Annotated in this window: 16 protein-coding genes; 6 read left to right on the top strand and 10 right to left on the bottom strand. The window is 68.4% G+C overall.

The annotated features are described in order from the left end of the window. Positions 1–3: 3 nt before the first annotated feature. A complete protein-coding gene (locus CQ040_RS08315; RefSeq protein ID WP_105527785.1) occupies positions 4–1464 on the bottom strand; it encodes an MFS transporter in 1461 nt (486 codons plus the stop codon). A 55-nt stretch (positions 1465–1519) separates the two neighbouring features. Beyond that, the gene (locus CQ040_RS08310) at positions 1520–2869 is read right to left on the bottom strand and encodes a M20/M25/M40 family metallo-hydrolase (protein ID WP_374954145.1); all 1350 of its coding nucleotides are present in this window, start codon (positions 2867–2869) and stop codon (positions 1520–1522) included. A 150-nt stretch (positions 2870–3019) separates the two neighbouring features. Here CQ040_RS08310 and CQ040_RS08305 point away from each other — a divergent pair, with 150 nt between their 5' ends. The 4 genes from CQ040_RS08305 to CQ040_RS08290 all read left to right on the top strand — a co-directional run bounded on the left by CQ040_RS08305 (position 3020) and on the right by CQ040_RS08290 (position 5154). Then, a complete protein-coding gene (locus tag CQ040_RS08305; RefSeq protein ID WP_105527787.1) occupies positions 3020–3760 on the top strand; it encodes an SDR family oxidoreductase in 741 nt (246 codons plus the stop codon). A 124-nt stretch (positions 3761–3884) separates the two neighbouring features. Beyond that, positions 3885–4226 carry a hypothetical protein gene (locus CQ040_RS08300; RefSeq protein WP_258131483.1) on the top strand — a complete coding sequence of 114 codons (342 nt, stop codon included), beginning with the start codon at positions 3885–3887 and terminating at the stop codon, positions 4224–4226. A 131-nt stretch (positions 4227–4357) separates the two neighbouring features. Next, entirely contained in the window at positions 4358–4624 is a 267-nt protein-coding gene (locus tag CQ040_RS08295; protein ID WP_105527789.1) for a thioredoxin domain-containing protein, read from the top strand. 116 nt (positions 4625–4740) lie between these two features. Further along, positions 4741–5154, top strand: a complete 414-nt coding sequence (locus tag CQ040_RS08290) for a VOC family protein (RefSeq protein ID WP_105527790.1) — start codon at positions 4741–4743, stop codon at positions 5152–5154. Positions 5155–5166: 12 nt separating this feature from the next. On the opposite strand, the gene CQ040_RS08285 is transcribed toward CQ040_RS08290, so the two are convergent. The 8 genes from CQ040_RS08285 to CQ040_RS08250 form a co-directional block, all read right to left on the bottom strand. Beyond that, on the bottom strand, positions 5167–6681 hold the full coding sequence (locus CQ040_RS08285; protein ID WP_105527791.1) for a CdaR family transcriptional regulator: 1515 nt from the start codon (positions 6679–6681) through the stop codon (positions 5167–5169). After that, a complete protein-coding gene (locus tag CQ040_RS08280) occupies positions 6678–7712 on the bottom strand; it encodes a DUF917 family protein (RefSeq protein WP_105527792.1) in 1035 nt (344 codons plus the stop codon). Before CQ040_RS08280 ends, CQ040_RS08285 begins: the two co-directional genes overlap by 4 nt. Before the next feature lie 10 nt (positions 7713–7722). Continuing rightward, positions 7723–8841 (bottom strand): DUF917 domain-containing protein, encoded by a 1119-nt coding sequence (locus CQ040_RS08275; RefSeq protein ID WP_105527793.1) that lies wholly within the window; start codon positions 8839–8841, stop codon positions 7723–7725. Continuing rightward, entirely contained in the window at positions 8838–9938 is a 1101-nt protein-coding gene (locus CQ040_RS08270) for a DUF917 domain-containing protein (RefSeq protein WP_105527794.1), read from the bottom strand. The genes CQ040_RS08275 and CQ040_RS08270 overlap by 4 nt, the downstream gene beginning before the upstream one ends. A 1-nt stretch (position 9939) precedes the next feature. Next, complete coding sequence (locus CQ040_RS08265) at positions 9940–11487, bottom strand: hydantoinase/oxoprolinase N-terminal domain-containing protein (protein ID WP_105527795.1); 1548 nt, start codon at positions 11485–11487, stop codon at positions 9940–9942. Positions 11488–11526: 39 nt separating this feature from the next. Beyond that, positions 11527–12864 (bottom strand): cytosine permease, encoded by a 1338-nt coding sequence (locus CQ040_RS08260; protein ID WP_105527796.1) that lies wholly within the window; start codon positions 12862–12864, stop codon positions 11527–11529. A 214-nt stretch (positions 12865–13078) separates the two neighbouring features. Further along, positions 13079–14482 (bottom strand): threonine synthase, encoded by a 1404-nt coding sequence (gene thrC, locus CQ040_RS08255; protein WP_105527797.1) that lies wholly within the window; start codon positions 14480–14482, stop codon positions 13079–13081. Between the two features lie 91 nt (positions 14483–14573). Then, positions 14574–15080 (bottom strand): methylated-DNA--[protein]-cysteine S-methyltransferase, encoded by a 507-nt coding sequence (locus CQ040_RS08250; protein ID WP_105527798.1) that lies wholly within the window; start codon positions 15078–15080, stop codon positions 14574–14576. Positions 15081–15129: 49 nt separating this feature from the next. On the opposite strand from CQ040_RS08250, the gene CQ040_RS20660 reads away from it, so the two are divergent. After that, positions 15130–15294, top strand: coding sequence for a hypothetical protein (locus tag CQ040_RS20660; protein ID WP_181156765.1), 165 nt, complete (start codon positions 15130–15132; stop codon positions 15292–15294). A gap of 165 nt (positions 15295–15459) precedes the next feature. Then, positions 15460–16521, top strand: a 1062-nt coding sequence (locus CQ040_RS20445) for a sigma-70 family RNA polymerase sigma factor (RefSeq protein ID WP_146115301.1), incomplete at its 3' end; no start/stop codon positions are given.

The following is a 16521-nucleotide window of genomic DNA, read 5'->3' as shown; positions in this document are numbered from 1 at the left end:
CTCTCAGAGCGCCGGCGCGGCCTCGGTTTCGACCGACCGGTCGGTGAACGCGGTCTTCGGGACGAACACGAGGATCACCGCGGCGACGAGCGCTGTCACGCCGCAGACGATCCACACGGTGAAGTAGCCGGCGAGCGAACCGGCGGTCCCCTCGGTCGCACCCGCTGTACTCACCACCCCGTGCAGGAGCGCGATGCCGAACACGCACGACGCGATCGCACCACCCACGGTCTTCACCGAGTTGGTCAGCCCCGTCGCGACGCCGGTCTGTGTCGCCGGAGCCGCGGATGCCGCGGCGGCGGGAAGCGCCGCGACCAGCGCGCCGGACCCGAGACCCACGACCACCATGTTCGTGATGACCTGCGCGTAGGTGTCGTGGAACGGGAGGAACAGGAGGAAGCCGACACCGACCAGCACGGACGCCCCCATCAGCGTCAGACGTGGGGTGGCCCACCGCGCGATCGTCGGGAACAGCAGCGCACCCGCGATCATGGCGATCAGATAGACGCCGATGATCAGCGAGGTCGCGAAGCCGCTCGTGCCAAGACCGTAGCCGTAGACCGTCGGATCGGTACGCGCGAACGTCGACAGAGGGGCCTGCGCGCCGAGCACGCTGACTCCGAAGAGTCCGGCCGTGAGGAACACCGGGCCGAGCGCGGGTGAGCGGAACATGCGCACGTCGATCAGCGGGTCATCGCAGCGGAGCTCCCAGAGCACGAACGGGATCACCAGCAGGACGCCGAGGACCACCACCGCCCAGGACCACGGGTTCACCAGACCGCCCTCGAGGCGGAGCAGGCTGAGACCACCGGTGAAGCAGACGAGGGCGAGGGAGATGAGCACGAGGCCGACCGTGTCGAAGATGCCACCCGTCGGCTCCGGCGACTCCTTGACACCGAACAGGATCACGAAGAAGCACACCACGATCAGGACGGCCGGGATCAGCAGCACGACTGTGAGCGGGAGCACGTCGATGAGGGCACCGCCGACGAGCGCGCCGATGATCGCTCCGCCTTCGAGGGCGGCGACGAGGAGACCTGCCGCCTTGGCGGTGATCGTGGAACGGCCCTCCATCCGACGCGAGCGCGACCAGATCAAGGCGATCTCCAGCGGAAGCCACACCACGTAGAAGCCCATCAGCGCCCACGCCGCGAGGAACACGGGGAACGAATCCGTGAAGGGCAGCACCAGGGCGGCCGCTGCGGTGACCGCAGTCGAGATCAGCAGCATCCGCTTGTGCCCGACCATGTCGCCGAGCTTCGCGAACGCCGGGACGACGAGCGCCGACAGCATCAGCTGCGTGCCCTCGAGCCAGTTCACGTCGGCGTCGTGGATCCCGAGGTGACGGGCGATGTCGGTGAGCATCGGGGTGTAGTACCCCTGCAGCACGCCGCTCGTGAATTCCACGAAGGCAAGGAAGCCGACGACGGCGGCGAGGGTGCCCAGGGTGCGGGTGCGCGTCATCGCGTCTCCTGCTTCTCGTACGGGTCCTCCAGCGCACGGCCGGAGGCGGGTGAGATCACCCTAGCCGTTCGAGAAGCGCCCGATGGAATCGCTCCCCGCGCTCCAGGGCGGCGATCTCGACGCTCTCATCCACACCGTGGATCGAGGCGCGCTGCGCGTTCGACATGTCCAACGGCGCGAAGCGGTACACGGCCGGAGAGAAGCGGTGGAAGTGCCGAGAATCGGTGGCCGCCATCATCACGTAGGGCACGGCAGGGACGCCGGGATACGAGACGTCGAGTGCCGCCGCGAGCAGGGCGAACTGCGCGTTGTCGGTCGGCGATTCCGGCGACGGCTCGCTCGCCTCGACGACCTCCACGGCGACGAGCGGATCGCGGATGCGGCGGCGCACCCGGAACACCGTCTGCTGCGTCGTCTCCCCGAGCGCGATGCGCAGGTTGACGGTGGCGGATGCCTGCGACGGCAGCACGTTCGCCGCGGTGCCACCGGACTGCATGGTCGGGGCGACGGTGGTGCGCACGAGGGCCGCCGGCTCGCCGCCGAGTGCGGCGAAGACCTGTGCCGTCAGCAGAGGCGTCGATCCGAGAAGACGCAGCAGATGACGAGCGGGTCCGGGCGTCTGCGCGGCCAGCTGGGACAGCATCCGGAGGATCGCCTTCGAGGCGCGGGGGCGGAACATGGTCGGCCCCAGCCGATCCACGGCCCTGGCGATGCGCCGGACAGCGGTCAGCGACGGCGGCGCGGACGCGTGCCCGCCCTCACCACGCGCGGACAGCCGGAGCGTCATCACACCCTTCTCGCCGACACCGATCATCGCCGCACGACCAGGAACGAAGGGCAGGGGTGCGTCGACGACGGCCCCGCCCTCATCGATCACGAGCCAGGGAACGATGCCGCGTTCGCGCAGCACCCGAGCGATCTCCTCGGCTGCGCGGCCGTAGGTCTCCTCGTTGCCGCCGAAGGAGAGGTACACGTCACGGGGAGGGATGAAGCCGTCCACGAGCAGATTCTCGACCGCTTCGAGGACAACGATCAGTGGGCCCTTGTCGTCGAGGGCCCCGCGCCCGTACACCGAGCCGTCGGCGATCACCCCGGCGAAGGGCGGATGGGTCCAGGCGTCGCTCTCATCGACAGGGACGACGTCGTAGTGCGCCATCAGCACGACGGGTTCATCGGACGCCGGACCGCTCCCCTGCCAATGGAACAGCAGCCCGAAGTCGGTGTGCCGTTCGAGGCGCAGCTTCTCGTGCGTCAACGGGTAGAGCTCGGCGATCAACGCGACGAACTCCTCGAACGGAGCCGAGCCGCGTTCGTCGAGCTCGGCCGAGACCGTCGGGATCCGGATCATCTGCGAAAGCCGCTCGGCGATGCCCGGGCGCACGGTCGATGTGGTCACAGTCGCCATCGTACCCAGCAGGGATCACGTCCACTGCGTGAGCCTGTCCGGATCGTGCAACGGGTGAGCGCATCGCCCTCTTTCGGCCGATACCTCACGATTCGGTCACCTGCATCGCCGAACTAGGAGAAGGATGTACGAGGACGAAGGAGAACACACATGAGGATCGCCGTCGCAGGAGGAACCGGGACCGTCGGTCGACACACCGTCGAGGCGGTGCGCGCAGCGGGGCACGACGCGGTCGTCCTCAGCCGATCGCAGGGAGTCGACCTGGTGACCGGAAAGGGTCTGGACTACGCCCTGGCCGGCGCCGACGCGGTGATCGACGTCGCGAGCATCGAGACCCTCAAGGCGAGCGCGGCCATCGAGTTCTTCACCGCCGCGACCGGGAACCTCGTCTCAGCGGCCGCGAATGCGGGGGTCGGACATGTCGTGCTGCTGTCGATCGTCGGGATCGACCGCATTCCCTACGACTATTACGCCGGCAAGATCGCCCAGGAGAAGATCTTCGAAGCATCGCGCGTGCCGTGGACGATCCTGCGGGCCACGCAGTTCCATGAGTTCGCGGGGCAGATGTTCGAACGCGCGAAGCTGGGACCCCTGCACGTCGCCCCGAACGCGCGTACACAGCCCGTGGCTGCGAGCGAAGTGGGCGAGCGTCTCGCAGAACTCGCCGCTGCCGATCCGCAGGGACGCGTGCGTGACCTCGCCGGCCCTCGGGAAGAGCAGTTGTCTGACATGGTGCGCGCGTTCGCGCGGCGGACGGGATTCCGCGGATGGATACCGAGAATCAACGTGCCGGGGCCGCAGATGGCCGGCATGAGAGCGGGGCATGCTCTCCCCGGTCCTGACGCAGATCTCGGGCGTCAGAGCTTCACCGAATGGCTCGCCGCGCGCTAGCGTTGCCCGCGCTCCAGTCCCCCTCCACATATTGCTCCGAGACAGGTTTCTCCCCGCTCGCCGCATACTGGTTCGCGGTCTTGGCAGGATGAGATCATCCGACGAGAATGAGAGCGTGATCACCATGACCGAGCCGCAGATCTGGACCATGATCGGTGCCGTCATCGCGCTGATGTTCGGGATGGTCACGGTCGTCTCGACCCTGTTCATCCGGGTGTTGCGGGCCGAGATCGGCGGCGTGAGGTCAGAGATCGACGGGATGAGCACGGGGATCGGCGCTCAGATCGGCGGGCTGCGCGCCGAGATGGTCGCGCGATTCGAGGCCGTCGACGCGCGCTTCGAAGCGGTCGATGCACGATTCGTCTCGGTGAACACTCGCATCGACGCCGTGGAGACCCGCATCGAAGGTCTCGACCGCGACGTGCGCGCCCTTGTGAAGCACACCTTCGGCCTAGACCGTGGATGACTCCTTCGGCTGATCCGACCGAGCGTACGGCGTCCCGTCGTCTGAGCCCACCTCCGCCGTCGCACGGGAACACCACGAACCGGTTGCAGGTTGCAATTGTGGTGGCGCGATGGGCGCCCGAGGAGGCGCGCATGGAGTTGACCCTGGTGTCATCGTCGTTCTGCGGCGCCTGCGCACGCACGCGGGCAGTGCTCGCCGAGGCCGTGCGATTCCTCCCCGATGCGACGGTCACCGAGATCGACGTCGCACAGGATCCGGATGCCGCCGAGAAGCTCGACATCGGGTTCACGCCGACCGTGATCATCCGCGATGCCGCCGGAGCCGAGGTCTTTCGCGCCACCGGGGTGCCGACTGTCCCCCAGGTGCTCACCGCCGCGGTCAAAGCTCTCCCGGTCTGACCCTCCGTCTGGCCCTATCGCCGCTCTCGATCCCTCTTGCGGGTCCCACGCCCCGGGCGCAGACTGAGGCTCAGCGGTGCCGGTCGTGACACCTTTCACACACTCCTGGAGTCTTCATGCCTGCTCTCAACCCGTATCTGTCCTTCCGCACCGAAGCCCGCGAGGCGATGGAGTTCTATCAGAGCGTCCTCGGTGGCGAGCTCGTGATCAACACCTTCGGGGAGTTCCCCGATATGGTGCAGGATCCGAGCCAGAAGGACCTCGTGATGCATGCCCAGTTGGACGCACCGGACGGCCTGGTGCTGATGGCATCCGACTCTCCCGATGGGATGCCGTACGAGAAGCCGCAAGGGTTCTCGGTGTCGTTGAGCGGCAACACTCAAGACGCGACGCGCACGGTGTGGGACAAGCTGTCCGACGGGGCGACGATCACGATGCCATTGGATGTGCCCCCGTGGGGTGGGCTCTTCGGGATGCTCGTCGATCGCTTCGGCATCCCGTGGATGCTGCACGGCGACCCGGAGGAATGAGTCAGGCTCCGCTCAGCGCGGCTGCACGGCACGACACGCGAGGTGCAGCGCCAGGCGGGCTTCGGGGTCGGTCATGTCGATGCCGAGGAGTTCCTGCACCCGCCTGATCCGCACGGTCACGGTGTTGCGGTGCAGACCGAGCGCCATCGCAGTCGCGGCGATGCCCGACTCGTGGTCGAGGTAGGCGGAGAGGGTGGCGAGCAGTTCGCCGCCCCCTTCCCGCAACGGAGCGAGGAGCGATTCCGCTGCCGGCACGAACGTGTCGTTCCCCGTCCACGCGAGCAGCAGCTGTTCCAGACCGAGGCTGTCGACCCGGACGAACCACCCCGTCGCCGAGCGCGAGGCCGCTATGCGCGCCGCATCCCCTGCCTCGTCGAGCGTGGTGGCGAGTCCTTCCGATCCACCCTGCAGCGAGCCGACTCCGGTCGCGACCGCGAAGTCGCGCAGTGCGCCCAGGTGAAGCTCCCGCAGGGAGACGACGGCCCTCTCCACCCGGTCCGGATCCGGTGACTCGGGGAACGTCAGCCATCCGGTCAGTCCACGGCCGGCGGTCGTCGCGTGCGCATCACCGTCGATCGTGCTGAGCCCCGCACTGACCGATCGCAGCAGCGAGAAGGAGTCGAGTCGTCCCCTCGCCACCATCCGGAACCCGAGGTGATGACCTCCCGTGCGCCAACCGCGCTCGGCCATCCGTCTCTCGACATCGGCATCCGCCGCCCCGTGCAGGTCGACGAAATCGCGCAGGAGTCCGGATGACACCGCGACGTCGTTCACGGCCGCCACCTCGTCGATCAGGATGCGCGCGGCGACCGCGGGCATCGCGACCTCGGCGGCCACGGAGAGCGACTGGAGCTGGGCCTCGCCGAGCCCACGCCCGAACAGCACCAGTCTCAGGCCGCTGCGCCCCGGACTGTCGACCCGCACGGATGCGGCCGCCTCCTCACCGGCGCCGGCCCGATCGAGCCACGAGTCGAAGCCGATCGCGGCGTGCAGTCGTGCATCGAGATGAGCTCCTGCCTCCTGCAGCACCCCGGAGGAGTCGATGAGTGCCGCGCCGACGCCGAGGTTCGCAGCGATGTGCCCCAGAAGGTCGGCGAGGTCATCTGCGGCGTACTCGAACGACTGGGCGACCTTTCGAACCTGGCTGAGTGTCAGCGCGTCTCGAGCCTCGATCAGCATCCAGCACGCCTTCGCGAGTTGAATGGGTCGTTCGACGTCGAGCAGGCACAGACCGATCCGATCCGCGAGCCGGAACGCCCCTGCGTCGAACCCGGCCGCGCCCGAGAGGGCGAGGCCGGTGTAGCCGCGGTCACGCAGCCGACGCAGCAACGCGTCCTGCTGCCAGGTCGAGGTCGGTGCCGCCGCTGTGACTATGGCGAGTCGATCGGCGTCGCCCTCGACCAGCTCCGCCTCTCCGGCACCGACGGCCACGGCCTCCCACGCGACGCTCGCGGGGCCGCCGACCCGCCGCAGCCCCCCGTTCTCGGGGTGGGCGAGCAGCGCGCTCAACTGCAGCCGCTCGTTCACGCCGCGTCCAGGTCGTCGAGCCCGTAGGCGGAGGGCAGCACCTTCGCACGCCGGTCAGGTCGGGCATTCCACCATGCCGGGGCGGGGATGGCGAAGACCGCGACGTTGCGTGCCAGGCGGAGCTCGGTGACCTCCAGGATCTCGCGGGACACCGCGTCGATGATCACGATGATGGTCGGGGCGGAGGCGACGAGCAGACCGTCGGTGAGCACGGCGAGCGTCTCCGAGCGGGTGACGATGCGGTGCACGGCACCGGCGAGCCCACTGATCTCGACGGCGTTCACGTGGGGGTCCTTCGCGAACGGGGCGACGGATACGATGCGCCCCTCTGCGAGGAGCTCCGCCCCCAGCACCTCGGCCAGCAGCGGCAGCGGGAGCGGCGCGGCGACTGACGCGAGGTAAGCCCTGCCCAGCTCGAGTGCATGTTCGAGATGACCGCCGATCGCGTGCTCTCGCAGGTCGCCGACCGTGAAGCCGCCGAGCACCGCACAGCCGACCCCGCCGGCCTGGACGATCGCCGAGCGCACGACTCGCTCGGCGTCGATCGCCCGGTGCGCCTCGACGAGTGCGACTCCGTCTGCACCGGTGTCGCACGCGAACACGAGACCGGGGACGCGGTCTACGAAGAGTGACATCTGGTCGAGCCCTGGCAACGCACGGCCGGTGCAGTCCGCATCGACCACGATGTGAGACTCGGACAGGGTCAGCGGCGCGAGGCCGTTCATTCCGCCGCCTTCGAGGGAACAGACGGCGGGTACCGGGTGACCGATCCACCGTTCGACGGCGCTGAGGAGCCGAGCGAAGGGTTCCGCTCCCGGAAGCCGTTCCCCCAGCAGCATGGTCGAACCGACGAACGCGACGCCGAGGCAGGGTGTGGCAGGGTCGAGCGAGTCGATCGAGGAGACCTCCATCGGCCAATCCCCGGCTCCGGCGAGCATCAGCTCGAGCATGGTCGTCGAGCCCCCGCCGCCGGAGCCGAGCAGCGCGTAGCCGCGTGCGAGCGCCGTGAGGTCGTCGCGCTGCAGCATCATGCGCTCCAGCCTAGGGAGAAACGCCCTCGGTCGCGGCCAGCTCCTCGACGGGGATGAACTGCTCCCCCAACCCGAATGCCGAAGGGCCGAAGGCGGTGAGCGCGTCGGGGGTGCGCATCATCTCGGGCGTGGAGATGCCGAGCACCCGTACGCGTTGCCCGTAGCGAAGACCCTCGGTCGTGATCGGCTCTGCCGTCTCGTGGTCGACGACGCAGATCAGGTCGGGCACGATCGCCACGAGCGTCTCCCCGCGGTGCGCGATGAGGTTCTCATTCTGGAAGGAGATCTCGAACGTGTCGCCTTCGTCGGCTCCGAGCGGTGCGATGACGGCACGCCCCTTGGCGAAGCCCTCGGTCGTGCGCCGTTCGACGTCGATGACCTTGCCGACGCAGAGCTCGCGCAGGTGCGGGTAGAGGGTGCTCGAGAGGGTCTCGGCGATCGCGTCGAACGGTGAGCGGTGCTCCTCACGGGCGATGCGGATGGCGCGGCCCAGCGCGAGCGCCATCGAGATCGTGCGCGGAACGGCCGTGCGTCGGACGTCGGCTCCGGTCATCGCGTACTCGGCGATGTGCCCGACTCCGCCGAGACGGATGGTGATCCCACGGGCGAGCCATTCCATCTGCCGGTCGTCGTCGCCCGTGTCGATCACGACCTTCTCACCGCGTTCTCCGGCGAGCGCGAGCGGCGACCCATGCACGCCGTACACGGCGAAGGTCTCCATCGACAGCTCGGGGAACGCACGGCCCATGCCGTCGGCGTCGACCACGGGCAGCCCGGTCTCGGCTGCGACGATGAGCGGGATCATCGAGTTGATGCCGCCGCACTCGATCGGCATCGTCGCATCCGCCTTCCTACCCAGGTGCTCCTCGAGGGTGCGCAGGGCGAGGGTGGGCTCGGTGCCTGCCGGGATCTTCTCGATCATCACGGTGGGCGCGCCCATCTGCGCGGTCGGGATCACGAACAGGTCGTCGGGGAGCTCGTCCGGGTCGAGGATCGTGATGCTTCCCGCTCCCAGCACGCGCTCGACGAGCATCTTGCCGATGTAGGGGTCTCCACCCCCGCCGGTACCGAGCAGCGTCGCGCCGCGGGCGAGGTCGGGGAGGTCGGCGGCGGTAAGCTGCCAGCTCATGCCGCAGCTCCCGCAGACACGGTTCCGTGGGAGATGCTGCCGTCGAAGCGGTGCGCTGCCATGTCGTAGCCGAAGTACCCGGGGCCGACCATCGCGAGCGCCGCGTCGGAGTGCCACCGTTCATCGGCCGGTGCGGCGATCACCCGCACCCGCTGCCCGTAGCGAAGTCCCTCGGTCGTGATCGGTTCACCGGACTCGCCGTCGAGCACCATGATCAGGTCGGGGGTGGTCGCGAGGACCACGCCGTCGGCCTCGGCCACCAGGTGCTCGTTCTGGAACTGCAGGGTCAGCGTCGCGCCGGCGTCTCCGTCGATGCGCGCACGTCCGCGGGCGAAGCCGGTCGTCGTGGCCCGGTGCACGTCGACGACTTTGCCGTCGAACAGCTCGCGACCGCCGAGAAGGTCGACCACAGCCTCGACGGGGTCGGACTTCTCCTCCCGCGCAGAGGCGATGCGCTTCCCGATCTCGATGCAGCGGGAGAGCGAGCCCGAGACGAGAGACTCGCGGGCTGCGGTGCCCGACATCGAGAACCCGGAGATCATGACCGAGCAGCCCATCTCGACGCAGGCCACTCGGGCGATGCGCTCGGTCCACGAATTGTCGACAGTCTGCAGCACGCCGGTGTTGCCCTTCTCGTCGCTGAACGCGAGGGGCGAGGCGGTGACGCCGTAGAGCGTCGGGAGCACCATCTGGAGCTCGGGGAACGCACGCCCCATGCCGTCGGCGTCGACCAGCGGAAGACCGAGGGCTGCGGCCGCGGCGATCGGGATGGTCGAGTTCACCCCGCCCACCTCGGCGCACGCGATGTGGGTGATCGGGCGGCCCAGGTGGATGCTGAGCGCCTTGACCGGCTCGATGACCTCGGCGAGGCTCGGGAGCTTCTCGACCATGACGGTCGGCGCCCCCATCATCGCGACGAACAACACGAGTGCGTCATCGGGCACCTCGTCGAGGTCGACGACCGTGACATCTCCGGACGACAGCGCCTGGCGGGCGAGGAGCGCACCGATGTAGGGATCTCCTCCTCCTCCGGTGCCGAGGACGGCGGCGCCGCGGGCGAGTCCGTCGATGTGGGCGGGGGTGATCGTCCAGCTCATGTCACACTCCCATGTCGAGGTCGCCGACGGCCTTGACGCGGATTCGCGTCGCGTTGCCGGGGAGGTACGGGATCGGCACCTCGTCGAAGTCGATGATCGACACGGTCGACGGCTTGGCACCGGCGGCGATCGCCTTGTCCACCGCCTCTGCCCGCACCTCGGCGAGCGTCTCCTCGCGACGACCTGGCTCGATCGCATAGACCTTGTCGATCTCGCCGCCGACCTGAGCGATCGAGGCGCCGATGGCGTTGGCGACCGCGTAGTTCTCGGGGCGATGCACCGTGCCGAACAACGGCAGCTCGTCCGGGAGCAGGATGGATCCGCCGCCGACCGCGACCACCGCGATGGGCTCGGGTGAGGTGCGCATGCGGTCGACGGCCTCGGACACGCGCTCGGCGATACGGGCGAGAACCCGCTCGACGAACACGGGATCGAGATGGGCGACCTTGCTGGCATCGCCGATCTGCGCACGACCTGCCGCGACGGCGATGTCGGTGGCGGTCAGGATCGAGCCGCCGAAGACGAGGGCATCCGTGGTCAGTCTGTAGCCGACGGATGCCGGTCCGACCTCCGCGGTCTCCTCGTCGACGATGCTGCCGCCGCCGATGCCGAGCGAGAGCACGTCGGGCATCCGGAAGTTGGTGCGGATGCCGGCGACCTTGACCTCGTTCGCCGTCTCACGCGGGAAGCCGTTGATCAGCAGACCGATGTCGGCCGTGGTGCCGCCCACGTCGATCACCGCGCAGTCGTCGAGGCCGCTCGTGGCCGCCGCCCCGCGCATCGAGTTCGTCGGCCCGGAGGCGAAGGTGGCGACCGGGTAGCGGCGCACGTACTCCTCGTCCATCAGCGTGCCGTCGTTCTGGCTGAGGAAGATCGGTGCCTCGATTCCCTGGGCCCGCACGGCCGACGTCAGCCCATCGACGATCTCGGAGGCCAGCTCGCGCAGAGCGGCGTTGATGATCGTCGCGTTCTCGCGCTCCAGGAGTCCGATGCGCCCGATCTCGTGCGACAGCGATATCGCGGCATCCGCGCCGAGCACCTCCGCGACGATCTCCGCCGCCCGCACCTCGAGGTCGTGGTTCACAGGGCTGAACACCGAGGAGATGGCGACCGAGCGGATGCCGTGAGCCTTCATGTCCTCCGCGTGCGCCCGGATCTCGTCCGGGTCGAGCGGCGAGATCGGGCGTCCGTCGAACTCGTAGCCACCGTGCGCGAGATAGCTGCGCGCCTGCGTCGCTTCGACCAGCACCTCTGGCCAGTCGATCAGCGGCGGCAGCGCCCGCGTGGCGGGGAGGCCGAGTCGGAGGGCAGCGACCGGTGCGAGGCGAGTGGCCTGCACGAGCGCGTTGATGAAATGCGTCGTGCCGATCATGACGGCGTCGATGTCGGTGCCCTCGAAGGCGTGCCCGGCTCGCAGATCCTCGATCGCCTGGATGATGCCACTGGTGACATCGGGGGTGGTCGAGTGCTTCACTCCCGCCAGCGTGCGGGTGCCGTCCATGAGGACTGCGTCGGTGTTGGTGCCGCCGACGTCGATGCCGATATGCATGATTCTCGCTTTCCTGTGGTGGATGTGTGTCTCGGCGGCTCAGGCCGCTGCGGTCTCTTCGACCGGATTCGCCTGCCGGGTGGTTGCGACGCCGACGCCGCGCACCCAGCCGAGCTTGCCCGCCACGATGTAGAGCGCCATCGAGAGGAAGAGGCTGAGCAGCGACGGGATGCCCCAGGTCACGAAGTAGCCGACCAGCGCGGAGACCAGCCAGACGATGATCGTCGCCGGCACGATACGCGGAGCGGTTGCCGGGAGGGTGCCCGCTTCACGGGTGGCGTCGAGTTCGGGACGCCACCGTCGCACGATGTAGTACTCGGCGACCATGATCCCCGCGATCGGCGGGAACGCGACGCTCAGCACGATCAGGAACTCGGTGAACTGACCGAGGATGCCGACTGCGGCGAGCACCGATCCGACGATGCCCAGCACGATCGTCGTGGTGACGCGGTGCAGGTTCTTTCCGAAGGCCGTGGAGATGAAGTTCACGAGCCCGAGGGTGGAGGAGTACAGGTTCCAGTCGTTGATCTTCAGTGTGCCGGTGAGCACGATGAACAGACCGATGAAGCCGACCGACGAGGTCACGATCGCGACGATGTCGCCGCTGGCGGCCGCGTGGGCGAGGAGCACACCGGCGAGGCCGATCACGAACTCGCCGAGCGAGACGCCGAGGACGGTCTGCTTGATCACGTCGGCGCGCGAGCGGTTGAAGCGGGTCATGTCGCCGGTGATGATCGCACCGACGATGAGGCCACCGGCGACGATGCCGGTGCCGGCCCAGACGCTCATGGTCGGGCCGGGAGCAGGCCCCGTGAGCAGTTCGCCGATGTCGTGGCGGGTGAGCTCGGAGATGACCGACCAGCCGACCAGGATGAGGAACAGCGGGACCGTGATGTTCGCGAGCCACTGCATCCCGACGAAGCCGAAGGCCACGATCGCGGTGACCGCGAGGCCGAAGATGAGGCTCCACGCCCAGACCGGCAGGGCACCGGGCATGAGGGCGTCGAGCGATTGCGCGGAGATCGCCGACTGGATGCCGAACCAGCCGATCAGACTGATGCCGATCGCGAGGCCGACCAGCGAGGCGCCGATCTCGCCGAAGCCGGTCCAGCGGGCCAGGAGTGCGGTGTTGAGGCCCTCGCGCTGACCGATGAAGCCGACCACGCACATGATCACCTCGAGGATGAGCGAGCCGAAGAGGAAGGCGAGGACGGCCTCGCCGAAAGTCATGCTGTAACCGAGGGTCGCGCCGAGGAGGAACTGCGAGAGGGCCGAGACCTGTCCGAATCGCTGCACAGCGATTCCGAACCAGGGTTTGCGGGCCTCCGGAGTCACTCGGGAGAGCGCGAAGTCGTCTGCGTGCGCCGTGCGTGCCATGAGGATCCTTCGGGAGGAGGGAACGGGTTGTGCGCCACAGTAGCGACGCCTGGCACGCCATCGACATGTGCATATCGCACGAGCATCCCTCACAGATGTGCATATCGCACATTCGCTCACTCGGTATCGAATCCCTCACAAACGCCGAAACCCACCCCCGCCCGACGTGGGCAGGAGTGGGTCTCGGTGCGGAACGTGTTCTCGGCGACCGGCGTCAGTGCAACGCGTTCGTCTCGATGAAGGCGCGGAGCGCGTTCTCGTCGTCGCCCATCTCGGTCACGTGCTGCGGTGCGTCGAGCATCTCCTGCAGCTCCGGTGCGTAGCCCAGCTCGACGCCGATGGCCTCGTGGATCGTCTCGGCGAACTTCTCGGGCTTCGCGGTCTCGAGCACGAGCATCGGCACACCGGGCTCGACGTATTCGCGCGCGACCTTGACGCCGTCGGCCGTGTGCGGGTCGATGACCTCGCCCGTCGCCTCGTACACCGAACGGATGGTAGCCAGGCGGTCCTCGTGCGTCGAGGTGCCGCTGACGATGCCGAATTCCTCGAGGAAGCGCTCCTGCTCGGCCGAGAAGTCGAAGTACCCCTGCGCTTCGAGGTCGTCCCATGCGCCGACGACGCGGGCCGGGTCACGGCCGACCAGTTCGAAGATGAAGCGCTCGAGGTTCGATGCCTTGGAGATGTCCATCGACGGGCTCGAGGTCGCGAGCGTCTGGGCGGCGCTGCGCGGGCGGTAGACGCCGGTGCGGAAGAACTCGTCCAGCACGTTGTTCTCGTTCGCGGCGAGCACGAGGCGACGGATCGGCAGCCCCATCTGCTTCGCGAAGAGCCCGGAGAGGATGTTGCCGAAGTTGCCGGAGGGCACGGTGAACGACAACTCGGTCCAGCCACCGGCATCCGTCGCCCGTAGCCAGGCCCAGAAGTAGTAGACGGTCTGGGCCGTGATGCGCGCGAGGTTGATGGAGTTCACCGCTCCCAGGTGCTGGGCGCGCTTGAAGTCGAGGTCACCGGCGAGCTTCTTCACCAGGTTCTGGCAGTCGTCGAAGACACCCTCGACCGCGATATTGTGCACGTTCGCGTCGTCGAGCGAGAACATCTGCGCGCGCTGGAAGGCACTCATGCGCCCCTGCGGCGAGAGCATGAACACCGCGACCCGCTCCTTGCCGCGCAGGGCGTGCTCGGCGGCCGAACCGGTGTCGCCCGACGTGGCGCCGAGGATGTTGAGCACCGCGTCGTTGCGCTCCAGCGTGTACTCGAGCACCTGGCCGAGGAACTGCATGGCCATGTCCTTGAATGCGAGCGTCGGCCCCTCGGAGAGTCCGACCAGCGTCAACTCGTCGTCGATCGCCCGCAGCGGCACGACGCCGTCGGGGAAGTCGGCGTAGGCCGCATCCGTCATCCGGGCAAGGTCCGCGCGCGGAATGTCGGTCGCGAACAGGCCCAGCACCTCCGCCGCCAGCTGCGGGTAGGTCAGCGCACGCCAGCGCTCGAGCGTCTCACCGTCGACCGTCGGCATGACCTCGGGCACTGCCAGGCCGCCGTCGGGCGCGAGGCCCTCCAACAGCGTCTCGCTGAACGGCTGCGGCTGCATGCCGCCGCGGGTGGAGATGAACTGCACGTTGGCTCCTCGGCTCGGGACTCGGCACGTCCATTCTCGCAGGGTGTTCCCCGCCGTATTGACGCGATGACGGCTGCCCTCGTCCCAAGGGTCAGAACAGCGAGGTCGGCAACGCCCCTTCGTGTTCCAACAGCCAACGCTTGGTCTCGAGACCGTGCCCCGCGTCTCCCCCGGAGTAGCCGCCGAGACCGTCGCCGGCCACGACGCGGTGGCAGGGCACGATCAGCGGGACGAGGTTCGCACCCATGATCGACCCGATCCCCCTCGCCGGAACCTCGGTGCCGCTGCGGGCGGCGAGTCCCCCGTAGGTGATCGTCTCGCCATGCGCGACCGTCTCGTAGAGGGCACTGAGAACGGCGCGCGTCGCCACCGTCTGGTCGCCGAGGTCGACCGGCAGGTCGAAGTGGCGCAGGGTGCCGTCGAAGTAGGCGGCGAGCTGCGCGAGGGCTTCGGTGAGCAGCGGGTCGGAGTCGGGGCCCGACGGAAGACTGCTGCCCTCGGGCGGAGTCGATCGCCACATGACACGGGTGATCGCCGCGCCGTCGCTCACGACGCCGATGACACCGACCGGGGTCGCGAGCGTTCCGAAGGCGGACATGCCTCGAGGGTACTCCGAGGCACCGACCCCGAGATCACCCGATGGAGCCGTGCTGAACCTGCTGAACCTGCTGAACCTCGACCTCACCGCTGCAGAAGAACTTTCCGAAATCGCCGTCATCATCCGCCTCCGAAACCGTCTTGCTTATGTGACAAGGAACGAATCTCTCGGCAGCGTTCGTATCCGCGTCCGGGCCTCATCTCCCCCCACTTGACGGCCCGCGGGTGGGGCTCCCCAGGCCCCACCCGCTCTCCACCTCATCGCGGGCGACGCTTTCTGTGTCACTGCGGCCGCCGTCATACGATGACTTCACGCGAGCAGCCCGAGGTAGTCTCGCATCCATCGGAGCCACCCCAGCCGGTCGCCAGAACGAGGTCTCATGAACGGTCCCAGCGACAGCGCGGAGTCAGACGGCGAAATCCTCCAGCGCAGTCGCGACGGGGACCGCAACGCATTCTCAGAGCTCTGGCGCAGACACGCCCCCGTCGCCCTGGCCTATGCGCGCACCCTCGGCTCTGCGCCGCCGGATCCTGAAGACATCGTCTCCGATGCGTTCCTCAGCATCCTGCGGCAGATCCGCATGGGCAAGGGGCCGCAGCGCAGTTTCCGGCCGTACCTCCTCACGACCGTGCGGAACACCTGGGTGAGCGAGAGCCGCCGTCGAGCGTCGACGAGTTCCCTCGAGGAGATGGAACACCCTCATTCGACGATCGGCACGATCGACATCGATTCGATGGTGAACTCGGCCGCGCTCGTCGATGCGTTCGGCTCTCTTCCTCGTCGCTGGCAGCACGCGCTGTGGCTGAGCGAAGTCGAACGACTACCCGCCAGGCAGATCGCCGAGGCTCTGCAGATCCGCCCGAACACAGCCGCCGCGCTGACCTATCGCGCGCGCGACGCCTTGCGCAAGGCATGGATCCGAGCGCACCTTCGCGACGCACCGGACGGCACCGATCATGCCCGGGTGATCGAGCAGCTGGGCGCGTACGCCCACGGTGGTCTCGCTCCCCGATCAGAGCGGTTCGTCACGGCTCATCTCGCCGCTTGCCCGAGTTGCCGTGCAGCGGCCGGCGAGGCGACGAATCTGTTCCGCGCATTGACCATCGGTCCGCTCCTCGCCGGCGGCGTCGGCCTCGTCATCGCACCGACTCTCTTCCTGCCCGACAGAGTCGAGGCCATGACCGACCCGACGGCCTCCCCGTCTGCTGCCGTCCCCGCGCAGCCGGTACTCGACGCCGCAGGCCTCTCCGGCCCTCTGCTGTGGCCGGTGGCAGCGGTGACAGCCGTCGCCCTCGCCGTCGGCGGCAGTCTCTTCTTGCGGCCGATGACGGAGACGGATGCCACGGGTATCGCCATCCCGTCCGTGCCCGCACCGATTCCCTCCACCTCAGTGCCGGCCCCGGCCGCGCCGGGAGTGGGCCTGCGCCCCGGCGTTCCCCCG

It is taken from the genome of Microbacterium sp. MYb54 (genome assembly GCF_002979515.1).
Taxonomy (GTDB): domain Bacteria; phylum Actinomycetota; class Actinomycetes; order Actinomycetales; family Microbacteriaceae; genus Microbacterium.
Note: the sequence above shows the minus strand (reverse complement) of the source record. Positions and strands in the feature narration are given on the sequence as shown.